Genomic DNA, 15,028 nt, shown 5'->3' on the forward strand with positions numbered 1-15,028 from the left:
TAATATTTTATATGAGGACATAGTCTCATTTTAAAATGTCTATAAAATTGAAAGTTCTAAATTTTGAAAGTTTGTTTTATTTTAAATCGTTATTCACAGCTATTTTAAGCGCTGTATCAATAAACATATAGTCGATGACATTTGTTGATTTATAATGTCCGCACTATTATTAACGCCACTTAGATGCTAGCTAGCATTTAAGGTAGCATCTTGTTAGCAGATTGGTAGGTATCGTACGTTTTATGCAGCAGTCACCTCATTCCCCACAGTCTAAGTCATCATCTGCGTCAGCCATTGATTCTGCTGCATCGCTATCGCACCTGCAAAAAACTTATGCAGTGATTCCACGTGAGCGTCCGCATACGCCGCTACTTGATACAGTAGACGCCCCGATTGATTTAAAAGCGTTTAGCGAAAGTCAGCTCATTACCTTGGCGGATGAGCTACGGCTTTTTCTGCTTTATTCAGCTGGTCAAAGTGGCGGTCATTTCGGGGCCAATTTAGGCGTCATTGAGTTGACCATTGCCCTGCATTATCTGTTAGATGCGCCCCAAGATCAGATTGTTTGGGACGTCGGTCATCAGGCCTATGCCCATAAAGTGTTGACGGGTCGCCGTGAAAAGCTTGGTACTATTCGCGCAAAAGATGGTTTGACCGCTTTTCCAGAACGCGCCGAGTCGGTTTATGACACTTTTGGCGTTGGGCATTCATCGACGTCTATTTCGGCGGGTCTTGGCATGAGCCTGGCGCTACGCTATCAAGGCCGCGCGCAAACGGTTGCATGTATTATAGGTGATGGCGCAATGACCGGCGGCATGGCGTTTGAAGCGATGAATGACGCCGTCCAACAAGATGCGGATTTGCTGGTCATTTTAAACGACAACGACATGTCGATATCTTGCTCGATTGGTGGTTTTTCACGGCATTTAGCGACATTGTGGGAGTCAGGCTATCAGGTTGATATCTCTGATGCTGGCGAGCCAATATTATGCCAGCGTCCTGACATGCAAGCCTACGACCGCCGTAAACGTCATAACGAGCTGCGCGATGTGCCGCAATTAGAAGACAATCTATTTAAAGCCATTGGTTTTACTTATTTCGGTCCGTTTGATGGCCACAATATCCCTGAGCTACTGCGCGTACTATCGCTTGCCAAGCAATTAAAAGGCCCAGTGTTGGTGCATATCTATACCACCAAAGGTAAAGGGTTTGCGCCTGCTGAATTAGATCCAGTTGGCTATCATGCTATCAGTAGATTGCCTGCTGAAGATAGCGAGAAGAAAGCCCCAACCGATAGCTTAGCATCGAGTACACCGCTATTAAAATACTCGCAAGTCTTTGGTCAGTTCTTATGTGATAAAGCTGCTACTGACGAGAAATTGCTTGCCATTACCCCAGCCATGGAAGAAGGCTCGGGTATGATTGAGTTTGCCCGTCAATTTCCTAAGCGCTTTTTTGATGTAGCGATTGCTGAGCAACACGCGGTAACGTTAGCAGGCGGCATGGCGACCCAAGGCGTCAAACCAATCGTCGCCATTTATTCAACCTTTTTGCAGCGCGGTTACGATCAGCTCATTCATGATGTGGCGCTACAAAATCTTGATGTGATGTTTGCTATTGATCGCGCTGGTCTAGTTGGTGAAGATGGTGCTACCCATGCCGGTGTGTTTGATTTTGCCTTTTTACGCTGCGTACCGAATATGCTGATTGCCGCGCCAAAAGATGAAAACGAATGTTATCACTTGCTAAATACTTGCTATGAATATCAAGGCTGTACGGCTGTGCGCTATCCGCGCGGAGTTGGCGTTGGCGCGACGATTACTCAGCCCGCACAGGTTTTTTCCATTGGTAAAGCGGTAGTAGAGTCAGTTTTAGGTCAAGATAACGCACCTAATAAGTTGGCATTATTAGCCTTTGGTACCATGGTGGCGACGGCTCAGCAAGCGGCAGTAAGCCTGATTAACGATAATACAGAAACAGACTGCCAAGTACATGTGGTGAATATGCGCTGGGTGAAACCATTAGATACGCACTTGCTTGAAAGCTTAATCGAGCAAGGCGTTACCCATATCGCTACTTTAGAAGAGCATACGATTATGGGCGGCGCGGGCAGTGCAATCAATGAATATTTACTTAACGAATCAATAGCCTTTAAAAATAGCCGCCCAGTAATCTGTAATATTGGTATACCTGATCGCTTTATCGCTCATGGTTCGCCAACAGAACAAATGGCTGATTGTGGTCTGGATGTTGCAGGGGTCGTCAGCCAGCTGCAGCAATTGCTAAAATAAAATCCTATCACTCAAAAAAAATTGCTAAAATAGCAGATTGAAAAATAAAGCATTTTTGCTTAAACCTCGCCTACTTGCCGTAGGTGTGAATTATTTGACAACTTGGGCGGCACTACTGCTGGCAATCATTTATTTGGTTCGCTAGGCGGCGATGGTTTCATGAGTTATTAATCTGATTTAATTTTAAGCGGCTTTTATTTTTTGTACATTTTATCAGTCACATCTTTTAAGTAGTATTCATTCATCAAGCAAATAGGTTATTTATGGAACCCATGGTCGTTATCGCAGCGCGTGCTGCTGAAAAAGTCGGTAAAGAGATTTTATATGCGCATCAAAACCGCCACAAAATCGAGCTAGATATTGAGTCAAAAGGACTTGATGGTTTGGTCACGCGCATTGATCGTTTCAGTGAAGAGCTGACGATTGAGACTTTAAAAGCCAGCTATCCAAATCACTCGTTTTTGGGTGAAGAGTTTGGTATGCAAGAAGGTCGCGGTGAAGATGCGGATTGGTGCTGGATTATTGATCCGCTAGATGGCACTAAAAACTTCGTCCATGGCGTACCGCAGTTTTGTGTTTCTATCGCGGTGCAACATAAAGGCGTGACCCAGCACGGCGTCATCTATGACCCTGTGCGTGATGAGATGTTCTCGGCTAGCCGTGGTAAAGGCGCGCGTTTAAACAATCGCCGTATGCAAGTGAGCGAGCGTAAAACCATCGACGGCGGCCTATTTACCACCGGTCATCCGCTTGAGCGTAAACGCAATGGCGAAGTCATCTCTTATGCCAAGCAGCATTTTGAAAGCTTACAAAAAATCTCTGAAGCGGGCGGTCAAATTCGCCGTTTAGGCTCAGCCGCGCTAGATTTATGCTATGTAGCAGCTGGTCGTTTTGACGGTTATTTTGAGATGTCTATTAAGCCGTGGGATATTGCTGCTGGTGAGCTTATCGTGACCGAAGCACGCGGCGTGGTCGTTGACCATACAGGCGCGCACAACTCAATGACCTCAGGCTCTATCTTTGCTTGTAACGTTAAATTACTAAAACCGTTAATGCAAGTGGTTGTCCCAACGTGGGGCGATATTTTGTAGTTTTAACTTATTAAAGATTTAGAAAATTAATATTGAAAAAGCTGGTTCCATTATGGCGCCAGCTTTTTTGTTTTGCCGCTTTTCTTGTCGTTACTTTTATCTGTCACCGTAATGCCTTGAAATTCAAGCTCTTTACTGGTGCGCTCTAATAGTTGCAACTCTTCTTCTATGAGGACGAGCATATCTTGTACATGCGGTAAAGCTTTACTGCAAGCGGTAATGCCAAATTCAATCTTATCCAAATAGCTGGCGAGAGTGATATTCATCGCTTGTCCATTGAACACAATCGATGCCGGATACAAAGATTGCAGACGCGCGCCGTTCCAATATAGCGGCTTTTCTGACCCAGGGACGTTGGAGATAATCAGGTTAAAGGCCTGTTTTTTCGGAAACAGCCCAGTTGCCAAATTGATACCTTCCCACGCATAAGAAATCACACTGTAATTGATAACCTGCGCTTGATTCATACGGCGGAATCGGCGTTTGCCGTTATTCATACTGCGATGAATCAGCTCGATGCGGCTGAGTGGATCGTCTAAATGCGTGCCCAAATTGGCAAGAACAAATGACAACTGGTTGCCCGCCACGCTATTATCGGTACGTAATGACATGGGTACAAAAGCAATCAAAGGCTTGCTTGGTAGCGCATCTATCGACAGGAGATAACGGCGAATAGCGCCAGCACAAACGGCAAGCACCACATCGTTTTTACTGATATTTAAGCGCTCAGCGATATCATTAAAGCGCTGTATCTCATAGGACTGCGCGGCGATGCGCCGCGAGGCTGAAATGCGTTTATTAAGCACACTCATCGGCGCTGCAAAGGTACTGACATAACTGTCATCACCGAAATTTTTTAAGTTATCGAGCAATTCTGTAAATACCGGTTTAATGGTTGATATTTGCTCTTTGATAATGCGCCGCGCCGAACGCTCTTTCGGCAAAATCGCATCGACTTGGTTACGATGACGTGCCATTAGTGACCAAATCGGTAGCGTCACCGGTTCGGTTGGCGATTGCGATAAGGATTTTTTGACCAAGCGCATGGCAGCGATGCCATCAACGAGCGAATGATGGATTTTAAAATATAAGGCAAAACGTTCAGGCGCGCCTTCGCTTTCTGGCTCAATTCCTTCAATAACATGACATTCCCATAGCGGCATTGCCCGATCTAACAGGCGACCATGCTCTCTTGATACGTACATCAAAAGCTCGCGTACACGCGCGGGCTGTGGTAGCGCTACATGGTGCAAGTGATGCTCAACATCAAAGTGTTTGTCTTTTTTCCAAAATATCAAATGCTCAAGCACTTGGTTAAAAGGAAAGGTCGGCGGCACCTCAGAGTGTTGCATTTGTTTGACCAATTGACAAACAAAACTGCTGTCCGCATTTTCTGGCAATTCGAATAAAAATAGACCCCCAACATGCATGGGTTGTTTACGCGACTCAAGAAGTAAGAACAACTGGTCGACTGCTGTGAGAAGTCGCATAATAAATCCTTTTATGACGATGAATAAAAAACGGCAATAAATTATATAAGTATTCAGTTAGGCAAAGGTAAAGCATAGTAAAACTAAAAAATATAGCAAAAACGATTAAAAACCTAAAAGTAGTCACAAAAATATCTTAATATAAAAAGCATGGCGCACGGGATTTTTATTATTTCATTATGTGTTAAGCCGTGCTTTTAAAGGTTTAAGCTAGAAAGTTTGCCCTGCAGGATTCAACTTGAAAAATCTAAGCTAAAAACTACTGAAAGAAGTAGCCGGTCTGCGGTGAACTGGCAGCGGCCATTTTGCGCATCGGCATACGACCTGCTAAGAACGCCTGACGCCCTGCCCATATAGCATGTTTCATGGCCTGCGCCATCAACACGGGATTTTGTGCATTGGCAATCGCTGAGTTCATCAGCACGCCATCACAACCAAGCTCCATCGCAATCGCGGCATCAGAAGCGGTACCGACGCCAGCATCAACCAATACGGGTACTTTAGCATTTTCAATAATAAGGCTTAAGGTATGGCGATTAAGCAAACCAAGACCAGAACCAATCAAGCTACCAAGCGGCATGATCGCCACACAGCCCATGCTCTCTAATTCTTGAGCGACGATGGGGTCGTCAGAGGTATAAACCATGACTTCAAAACCATCATCGATTAGCACCTTGGCGGCTTTTAGAGTTTCCATCACGTTTGGATAAAGGGTTTTTTCATCGCCTAATACTTCTAGCTTCACCAGATTATGCCCGCCTAATAGCTCGCGAGCAAGCTTACACGTCCGAATCGCGGTTTCGGCATCAAAACAGCCTGCGGTATTGGGTAAGATGGTATATTTATCCGGTGAAATCACATCTAATAAATTTGGCTCATTGCTATTTTGACCAATATTGGTACGGCGAATAGCAACGGTGACAATCTCAGCTTCTGACGCGCCAATCGCCGCACCCGTCTCAGCCATGTCTTTATATTTACCAGTACCGACCAACAATCGAGAAGAGAATGTACGACTACCAACCGTAAAGGTATCATTAGATAAGGCATTTTGTGAAAATGATTGAACATTGGCAGGAGTATTTGCGGCTTGTGACATAAGGATAATCCTAATAGCGGGCTGACAAAAGTGACTAACGAGGTTATTAAGTTTGTTACTGTGTTTAATGAGAGTTTTTATTAAATAGTAGTAGAGGCAAAACGTAAATAGGCGTTATGTGGCCAAAGGCTTGCGATGTTAAATGCTAATAATATAACTGCTTTAAAAGCAAAGTCATAAATCCAAGCAAAGCCTTGCTACTTGCTTAAAACAAAATGTTATTATAACAAACTCATACGCGCTTACTGACAATCTTTACCAAAAACCGCGCAGAAAGCCCCTACTTCTAAAGTAGCGAGATGAATGCGTTATTGGTAGCAGTCCTTACTACCTATGGTATTATAATTAATAATCATACCACTTATTAACAACAAGCAGCGATGCCAAAGCAAATCCTAAAAGCCCATAAAGTCAGACTATATCCGACCATTGACCAGCAAGTATTCTTTGCCAAGTCATTCGGCTGTGTGCGCTTTATGTGGAATAAGATGCTTAGCGATAAGATTGAGCACTATAAAGAAACTAAAACAACCCTCAAAAACTACCCTGCTCAGTATAAAAAAGAGTTTGAGTGGCTACAAGAGGTCGATAGCCTGGCACTGTCTAAAGTTGAGCGTCATTTGCAAAAAGCCTATCAGTCGTTCTTTAAAAACGGCACAGGCTTTCCCAAGTTCAAGAAAAAAGGGCAACGCGATAGCTACATCACAAACAACCAAAAGGGCACAGTGGCGATCACAAACAACACCGTTAAACTGCCTAAGATTGGCCATATCTCCGCTAAATTCCCGAATAAAATAAACGGTTTGATTAAGAGCGCTACCATCAGTAGAACTCCATCAGGCAAATACTATGTCAGCTTATTGGTTAAAACCATTGCCACACCACTACCAAAAACACACTCTAACATCGGTATTGATTTAGGATTAATTGACTTCATCGTCTTATCGGACGGAACTAAAGTAGCTAATCCTAAGTTTTTATCGAAGTTGCAAGACAAATTAGCTCGCGCACAAAAGATTTTAGCCAAACGTAGAGCAATTGCCAAAGTTGCTAATCGCAAACTGAGTGACAGTCGTAATTATCAAAAGCAGAAATTTAAAGTTGCTAAAGTTTATGAGAAAATAACCAATAGCCGCACTGACTTTCTACACAAACTCTCATTTAATCTCATCAAAAACCACGATGTGATTGCCATAGAGGATTTAAACGTCAAGGGTATGGTTGAGAACCATAAACTCGCCAAAGCTATATCAGACAGTTCATGGTCAACATTCACCACCATGCTTGCTTATAAAGCGGAATGGTATGGCAAAACGCTTGTTAAAATAGACCGATGGTATCCATCCTCTAAAATCTGCTCAGGCTGCAACCACTTGTTGACCAAGGCTGAATTACCCTTGTCATTGCGATCATGGGATTGCCCTAGTTGTTTGCAAACCAATGATCGGGACATTAACGCCAGTATCAACATTCTCAATGAGGGTTTGAAACTGACCACACTCAAAACCGTCGGTGCGACGGAGTTAGCTTAGTCAATGTACCTAACCGCTGATACAGAATGCCGTAACAAGTATGAGTATTACCTAAGAAACCCTACCTCTAAGGTAGTGGGTAGTTCATCCAGTTTAACGATTTAGGCAGGCGGCTTTAAATAGTCAGGTCAGTAGTGTTTTTTGGCATGTATTAGATTGTGTTTTCAAGACTGTTTTCAAAGTTATTTTATAAGCTGTTTTTTAAGTTCTTTTTTAAATTAACCACTCACTAGGTCGTCTTTATGCTGCAGCTGCCGTACAGTTTTGCAAAACGCCATCAAATTTTGGCCATTCTTGCTATTGATCCTGAGTTGCCGCCGACCTTGGTGTTGACCAAAACTACGCCATTGTCCGCCATTAATGAGGCGGTGCGCTTTTTACAGCAGCAAGGCGTACGCGGTGTGCCAAATTATGAAAGTATCAGCATTGAAGATTTCGAAAAACGCATGAATGCTGCTTATGCGGGTAATACGGGTGAGTCGCAGCATATTGCCGCTGGGCTTGAAGACCATCCTGACCTCGATAGCTTGGCCGATAGCGTTCCTGAAACGGAAGATTTGATGGATCAACAAGACGATGCGCCGATTATTCGTCTGATTAATGCGTTGTTGTCTGAAGCGATTCGTCTAAATGCCTCAGATATCCATATTGAAACTTTTGAAAAACGCTTAGTGGTACGCTTTCGTGTCGATGGTGAGCTCAAAGAAATTATTACCCCCAAGCGTCAATTGGCGCCGTTACTGGTCTCGCGTATCAAGGTCATGGCTAAGCTAGATATCGCCGAAAAGCGTGTGCCGCAAGATGGTCGCATCAGTTTAAGGCTGGCAGGGCGCGAGGTCGATGTACGGGTATCGACCTTGCCATCGAGCTTTGGTGAGCGCGTGGTCATGCGTTTATTAGACAAGCAAGCGGGTCGTCTCAATATGACGTATCTCGGTCTATCTGATAATGACTATAGCGAGCTTAAGCGCTTAATCCATCGTCCACATGGCATTATTTTGGTGACTGGACCGACGGGTTCGGGGAAAACCACCACGTTATATTCGGCACTAACGGATTTGAATGATCAAACCCGTAATATTTTGACCGCTGAAGATCCGATTGAATTTCAGCTCGATGGTATTGGGCAAACGCAGGTTAATAATAAAGTCGATATGACCTTTGCTAAGAGCCTGCGTGCCATGTTGCGACAAGATCCAGATGTGGTGATGGTAGGTGAGATTCGTGATTTAGAAACCGCTGAAATTGCCGTGCAAGCATCGTTGACAGGGCATTTGGTATTATCAACGCTACATACCAATACCGCCATCGGTGCGGTCACGCGTTTGCAGGATATGGGCGTAGAGCCATTTTTATTATCGTCCTCACTGATTGGTGTCGTCGCTCAGCGCTTGGTACGGACGTTATGCACACATTGTCATAGCTGGCAAGCTGCCGATAATGAACAAGCCAAATTATTTACTGAAATTGGTATTGCGGCAAATGCTAAAAATACGGCTACTGAAAAATTAAAAGAGAATATTATTAATTTGCCGAAACCAGTGGGCTGTGATAAATGTAATAATTCAGGCTTCAGAGGGCGGACGGCAATTTATGAAGTGATACCGATTGACGATACCTTGCGCCGGATGATTCATAGTAATACTGCCGAGTACGAGCTAGAAGAATACGCCCGTCAGCAAACGCCATCGATACGTGCTGATGGACTACGCAAAGTCATAGAGGGTCGGACGACGTTAGAAGAAGTGCTGCGGGTAACCAAAGAAAGCGCCCTAACTGATGACGCTATGATTGTATAAAAAAACGATAGTATAAAGAAAAACGATTGTATAAAGCAAAACGGTTATTGAGTCAAAAGTCGGTGCAATTGGCTCAATAACCGCTAATCAAAAAGTCAGTTTGGTTTATTTGTAATAGCGCTGCTATTTTGCGGCGATACATTCAATTTCAACACTTGCGCCCGCTGCCAGCTCTGCGACACCAAAAGCTGAGCGTACCGGATAAGGCTTAGCCAATTCTGCTTTATAGATTTTATTAAAGTCATCAAAGTCATCCATATCAGTCAGCATCGCCATACATTTGACGATGTCTGATTTTTGGTAGCCGTACTTTAACAAGGTTTCATGGATATTATCGAGCGCTTGTTTGGCTTCCGCTTTGACGCCGCCTTTGACCAATTTGCCGTCTTTAAAACCAATCTGTCCTGACATATAGAGCGTATCGCCGACCCGTACCGCTTCCGAAAACGGATAGTTACCGCCGTCGCCGAGAAATACTGGGCTAGATTTGGTAATGGTTGCGTTATTGGTCGCTGGCGCGGCATTAGCACTAACGGCGAAACCTAAGCCTAACGAACAGGCGCTAATCAGCACTACTTTAGATAATTGAGTCGTCAGTTTATCGATATATCTAGACATACTTGTCTCCTTATTATTGTGGTATTTCTTAAATCCATTTTTTGGTAGTTACTTACTTTTTTAACAAAGTGAAATTAATTGCTTTCTAGTTCTTGCGTTGAGTGCTTGTTGCTTGCTTCACTTTCGTTTAGCTCGGCTTTAGGCTGCTCACTTTCAGTTTTTTCATTGTCATTTTGCTTATTTTCTAGCGTTTTAGCAGCTTTACCTTGACGACGCGCTTCTAGCTCAGATTTGGGTATCCAAGCCCATGTCATCTCAACGACGATAGGATCACGGTCGTTATCGGACTCACGGTCATGAATCACGCACGGTATGACCATCTCACCTTTTGGCGTATTTAAAATATCTAAGCGCTGCTCGTCAGATAATGATGCCACCGCGGCGATTTGACCTTTTTTAATCGGGCGATAAAAATTCACCGAGTAAGACTTAATCAATAATACGCGATCAGAGGGTAGGTTTAAACCCAAAATAAACCCTGTTGCGGTTTCCGCAAGTAAGGTGATAGCAACCGCATGAACCGAGCCAATATGATTTTGCACCGCTTTGGTGTTATTTAAGCTGACCACCACTTGATTGGGATCGACGTGCTCATAATAAATACCTGTTGTGCCCACGTACGGCACCACTTTACCAAAGGCTTTCGATAAAATGCTGGCGCGCGCGGCCGCAGGCAGAAACTTGGTGACAGATAGCAGTTTGGTAAATTGGTTGCTGATGGGTTTTAATGGGCTATTTGGTTTTTCGTCTAGCATTTTGGTGTTGTCAGAGACTTTGGTTGGCAGTTTATTGCTCAATTTGCTAGGGAGTTTTTTTAATAATCCTGACATACAACATTCCTCAAGTTAAAGTGGGATTTACAGTGTTTTACTAGTGCGATAAAAAATATTGAGATGATTGATAAGTTAGCGAATTCTTTTATCTTAGCAACGATGTTAGTTATGGTACATTAAGTGCCGTATCGCTACCATTATTAACATGAACTGCCGCGCGTATAAAATATGACTAACGTAACGGTATCTTAGGTATGAGAAATAATGCCATTTTTGTTAGCTCGTTTAATTTTAGCGAGCCACGTTATGATCGTCAGGTTTTAGCACATTTCAACTATTTTGCCGTTTTTTTCTCATGTTCGACAATGCCATGCTAGATAAGGTCATGCCAAATATGTCTCCTTCCAAACCAACCAATATCATCTATACAGGCGTTGCTGGTACAGGTAAAACCTATCGCTTGCTCCAAATCGCACAGCAATATACTGACTACTTACCAAAGATAAATGACAAAGAATTATTGAGACAACTTTTGCAGCCGTTAAGCTGGCGTGACGTGGTTTGCTTAATATTTTTGGATTTTAAGTCGAAAAAACAGGACTTGGTCAAGGTACCAGAAATTGTCAATCATGAGTTTTTTGTCAATAAAGCGGCGCAAAATGCGCGCGAGAAAAACTTAAGCAATACCGCTTGGTCTGTGCTGCAAATGCACACGTCTATGAGCTCACAAACGGTGAGTTATAAAAACCGCGCCAGCCAAGCCTATTTTGATAAAGATAATAGCGGCGCATGGTATTTACTGCCAGAAAGTATAGATTTGTTAAGTGATTTAGCGCAGCAATTAGCTGAGTTTCAACAGGCGCAGCGCGAGAATAATAGCCAAAATAAAGAGTTCCGTCAGCAGCGCTTTAGTATGGTCAGCTTTCATCAAGCCTATGGTTATGAGGAATTTGTTGAAGGTATCCGTCCGGTGATGGCGTCATCCGATCATACAGAAAATAGCTCATCTCAAATGAGTTATGACGTGCAAGATGGTGCGTTTTTGAAATTGTGCCAACGCGCTGCCAATAATCCTGAGCAGCGTTATGCGATGCTGATTGATGAGGTCAATCGTGCTAACGTGTCACGGGTCTTTGGCGAGCTATTAAGTTTGATTGAACCCGATAAACGCGCTAGCATGGCAAATGCGATGACGGTTAATTTGGCGTATTCAGGGCGAACCTTTAGCGTCCCTGCCAACGTTGATATTTATGCCACCATGAACACCCAAGACCATTCATTAACGCCGCTTGATATGGCATTACGGCGGCGTTTTCGCTTTATTGATTGTCCGCCGCAGTCGGAATTATTACCTGTTATTTATCTCAATCAAGACTTAAAAGCTGATAATACAGAAGCGTTTAAGTCAGAAGAAACAATAGATTTGGCGAAACTCTTAACCGGTTTAAATCACCGTATTACGCAAACCCTTGGTGCAGAGGCACAATTAGGTCATGCGTTTTTATGGTCAGTAGACAGTCTTGAGCACTTGCAAACGGCACTGATTGAACAAATCATTCCGCAATTGGCACAAGCAGCGGGCGGGCAAGTCACTGTTTTGCAATATATCTTTCAAGATGAGCAGCAGCCCCTAAGCGCGAAGTTTATACAAGATAGCCAAGCGCTGTTTGATAATGCCAATAACTTAGTCAGTCCTAATAATTCAAATCCAATGTTTGCCGACCAGCATTCATTGCTCGGCCAGTCTATGAGTAGTGGCAGTTATAAAATTAATGCCGATTTAATCAATAATACTGCTGAGTTTGCCAAGCCGTTTGTCTATCAGCGTTTATATTAACAAGGTGGCTAGCTTGTGATGAGTAGAGTATTACAGTCTGAGAGCAAAGCGATAGGCAGCGACATTAATCATAACGTTAATAGTGGCAATAATAATAGTGCCAATAGTAATAGTGCGAGTATTGCTAATAACGTCAATGCGGCTGCACTTAATGCTAATATTATTACGGTGTTTGAGCATCAACGTTTAACAGCCCATGATTTTGCGCACGTAGCGGACTTTCATTGGCTAATGGTGCAAGAGTTTGCCGTTTTTAGCATTAAACGTCAGCAAGGACAATGGCAACTAAAAGTCGGCCATTATATTGGTATTATTTTATTGCCAAGTGGGATGTCACTTGAGATGTTGCCCAAGTTAATAGCAAAAACGTCTAGCAAACATAATTCGTCACAGCCATACGGTTTAGCTAAAACCAATGACATCAATCAAACGCGGCAATGGGTGCAGAATATGCTGGCAGATTTAACCAGCAGTCATGATAAAAATAAGCTTCCTAATACAAAAAACTTTGGCCAATTTAGCAATCAGTTAGCAGCGCTACCGACTAAAGCAATGCCATTATCTGACTGGCTGATTGCGCAGTTTTTACAGCGTTTGGCGCATTATCAGCCGACGAAGCACTATCAGGCGAAAATCCATAACCAAGCAGCGTTACAAGGTCGTTTGCTGATTAAAGAGCAATTACGCCATAACAGCATGCAGCCGCATAAGTTTGTCTGTGAAAGCAGTGTACTGAGCCAAGAGATGCTGTGTAATCGCTTGATTAAAAGCGCGCTGAATTTACTTACTCCGTTATCTCCGCCATCAATGTCACTGCCCGCATTACAGCAGTGGCGACAAGTAGCAGTGTTAAGTCGTTATGAGTTGCAGCGGCTTGAGTCTTTTTATCAGCAAGCAAAGCGGCAATTGGCACTGCAGCCTTTATCTCGGCAGCAATTACAAGCGGCGCAGCAGTTATTGGACTTAGCTTATTGGCTCTTGCAGCAATCTGACGCTCATACTGGCAATGGCATTAAGCCGCAAACATTAGCCAAGCAAAACGCCGCACAACCGCGCCTATGTTTATTGATTGATATGAATCAAGCGTTCGAGCAATGGACAAGCCTGCGCATAGCGGCCCAGTTTCAGCAAATTGATTTGGCTTATAAGCCTTTGTTTCAAGCACAGCGAGTGTGGCTACATGATGTAAAAGGGCAGGCGTGTTTGTCCATTCGTCCTGATTTATTGATTTATAAAAGTGCTCATTTGCAGACTGGACCTAACATTAAAGCGCTGGGTGAGGATGACGTAAAATCAGAAACGCATACCTCTGCTCACTCACCCCAATCAGGCAATTATAGCCATGTGATTGATATTAAATGGAAGCATTTACCGCATGCAGGGGCGATAAGTGCGGGCGACGCCTATCAGTTGAGCAGTTACGCGCAGGCTTATCACGCCGAGCAGGGCTGGCTGGTTTATCCGGTACAGGACGATAGCAGACAACCAATCCTGCTCCAGCAACAAGCTTATAATGACGCAGACAATGATAAAAGCTACAAAAAGCCGTCCAATCATGCCAAATTATGGCTGATACCCTTTAATGTGCTGACCGGAAAAGTAAACGGTGACTTGCTTCCAGATTTGAATGTAGTATAATAAGCGCTGTTGGCAATGTAGTATTAAGGTCAGTAAAAAACCAACGTTGCGACGCCGCCATTGTTATAAAAATGGCGCATTTTTGAAAGAATTTAACGATTCTTTAAAATAATCAAAAATAGGTGTTGACACAATCGGCTTTACCCCTTAATATGTGCACCTCGATAGCGAGGAATATTAACAAGTTAGCGGTATTACCAACAACAAGTTAAGTAACAAATTATCGAGATAATAGAGAATTTCGGAGTGTGGCGCAGTTTGGTAGCGCATCTGGTTTGGGACCAGAGGGTCGTAGGTTCGAATCCTATCACTCCGACCATCTATTTAAAGAGCCTTACAGGCTTTTTTTTATGTATGATGATATTGTTTTTATGTTAGATATTTCTGATATGATAAACCAATCAAAATATATAAAAGTCCTCTAAGAGCGCCTGTAGCTCAGCTGGATAGAGCATCTCCCTTCTAAGGAGGTGGCCGCAGGTTCGAATCCTGCCAGGCGCACCATTTAGCCTGTCAATCTTGCCTTATCAGGCAATAGTTATGGCGGTTGTAGCTCAGTTGGTAGAGCCCCGGGTTGTGATCTCGGTTGTCGTGGGTTCGAGTCCCATCAGTCGCCCCATATTTTATTCTGCATCTCCTTCCTTATTAAATTCAAAAATATCAAAATAACACTGCTTGCCTTTACTGGCATTTTTTTGTGCCTGTTTGTTTTATATCAATGCATACTTTTTAAGTTATGATGATATGCGAACTAGCCTGCTGTTTTAATTCTTAGATTAACACATGAAGTGCAATACCAAATGCAAGGTGAAAAAAAGACCTAGATGCGCTAGCATCAAAGTTTTTATCCACCGACCAAA

At 43.4% G+C, this 15,028-nt stretch carries 10 protein-coding genes and 3 tRNA genes; 9 read left to right on the plus strand and 4 right to left on the minus strand.

What is annotated here, in order from left to right; translation table 11 throughout:
• Positions 1-242 precede the first annotated feature (242 nt).
• Together dxs and JFC07_RS08320 are read left to right on the plus strand one after the other, a co-directional pair.
• Complete coding sequence (gene dxs / locus JFC07_RS08315; RefSeq protein WP_198328841.1) at positions 243-2,291, plus strand: 1-deoxy-D-xylulose-5-phosphate synthase; 2,049 nt, start codon at positions 243-245, stop codon at positions 2,289-2,291.
• Positions 2,292-2,554: 263 nt separating this feature from the next.
• Entirely contained in the window at positions 2,555-3,382 is an 828-nt protein-coding gene (locus JFC07_RS08320; protein ID WP_068406329.1) for an inositol monophosphatase family protein, read from the plus strand.
• Positions 3,383-3,432: 50 nt separating this feature from the next.
• Here JFC07_RS08320 and JFC07_RS08325 read toward each other — a convergent pair whose 3' ends face one another.
• A complete protein-coding gene (locus tag JFC07_RS08325; RefSeq protein ID WP_193030066.1) occupies positions 3,433-4,872 on the minus strand; it encodes a WS/DGAT/MGAT family O-acyltransferase in 1,440 nt (479 codons plus the stop codon).
• A 259-nt stretch (positions 4,873-5,131) separates the two neighbouring features.
• Positions 5,132-5,971 (minus strand): thiazole synthase, encoded by an 840-nt coding sequence (locus JFC07_RS08330; protein ID WP_193030068.1) that lies wholly within the window; start codon positions 5,969-5,971, stop codon positions 5,132-5,134.
• A gap of 380 nt (positions 5,972-6,351) precedes the next feature.
• On the opposite strand from JFC07_RS08330, the gene tnpB reads away from it, so the two are divergent.
• Both tnpB and gspE read left to right on the plus strand, forming a co-directional pair.
• Positions 6,352-7,503 (plus strand): IS200/IS605 family element RNA-guided endonuclease TnpB, encoded by a 1,152-nt coding sequence (gene tnpB / locus JFC07_RS08335; protein ID WP_193030070.1) that lies wholly within the window; start codon positions 6,352-6,354, stop codon positions 7,501-7,503.
• 242 nt (positions 7,504-7,745) lie between these two features.
• Complete coding sequence (gene gspE, locus JFC07_RS08340; RefSeq protein ID WP_193030072.1) at positions 7,746-9,302, plus strand: type II secretion system ATPase GspE; 1,557 nt, start codon at positions 7,746-7,748, stop codon at positions 9,300-9,302.
• A gap of 123 nt (positions 9,303-9,425) precedes the next feature.
• Here the strand turns inward: gspE and JFC07_RS08345 are convergent, their stop codons facing one another.
• On the minus strand, positions 9,426-9,920 hold the full coding sequence (locus tag JFC07_RS08345) for a RidA family protein (RefSeq protein ID WP_102077047.1): 495 nt from the start codon (positions 9,918-9,920) through the stop codon (positions 9,426-9,428).
• A gap of 74 nt (positions 9,921-9,994) precedes the next feature.
• Positions 9,995-10,750 (minus strand): DUF4442 domain-containing protein, encoded by a 756-nt coding sequence (locus tag JFC07_RS08350; protein WP_102077048.1) that lies wholly within the window; start codon positions 10,748-10,750, stop codon positions 9,995-9,997.
• Positions 10,751-11,087: 337 nt separating this feature from the next.
• On the opposite strand from JFC07_RS08350, the gene JFC07_RS08355 reads away from it, so the two are divergent.
• The 5 genes from JFC07_RS08355 (at position 11,088) to JFC07_RS08375 (ending at position 14,787) form a co-directional block, all read left to right on the plus strand.
• Positions 11,088-12,530: an McrB family protein gene (locus tag JFC07_RS08355; protein WP_226928765.1), complete on the plus strand. Its 1,443-nt coding sequence runs from the start codon at positions 11,088-11,090 to the stop codon at positions 12,528-12,530.
• Between the two features lie 18 nt (positions 12,531-12,548).
• A complete protein-coding gene (locus JFC07_RS08360; RefSeq protein ID WP_082894337.1) occupies positions 12,549-14,168 on the plus strand; it encodes an McrC family protein in 1,620 nt (539 codons plus the stop codon).
• A 242-nt stretch (positions 14,169-14,410) separates the two neighbouring features.
• A tRNA-Pro gene (locus JFC07_RS08365) sits at positions 14,411-14,487 on the plus strand.
• A 108-nt stretch (positions 14,488-14,595) separates the two neighbouring features.
• Positions 14,596-14,672: transfer RNA gene (locus tag JFC07_RS08370), tRNA-Arg, on the plus strand.
• Positions 14,673-14,711: 39 nt separating this feature from the next.
• Positions 14,712-14,787: transfer RNA gene (locus tag JFC07_RS08375), tRNA-His, on the plus strand.
• Positions 14,788-15,028 lie beyond the last annotated feature (241 nt).

Source organism: Psychrobacter faecalis (genome assembly GCF_016107575.1).
GTDB classification, from domain to species: Bacteria; Pseudomonadota; Gammaproteobacteria; order Pseudomonadales; family Moraxellaceae; genus Psychrobacter; species Psychrobacter faecalis.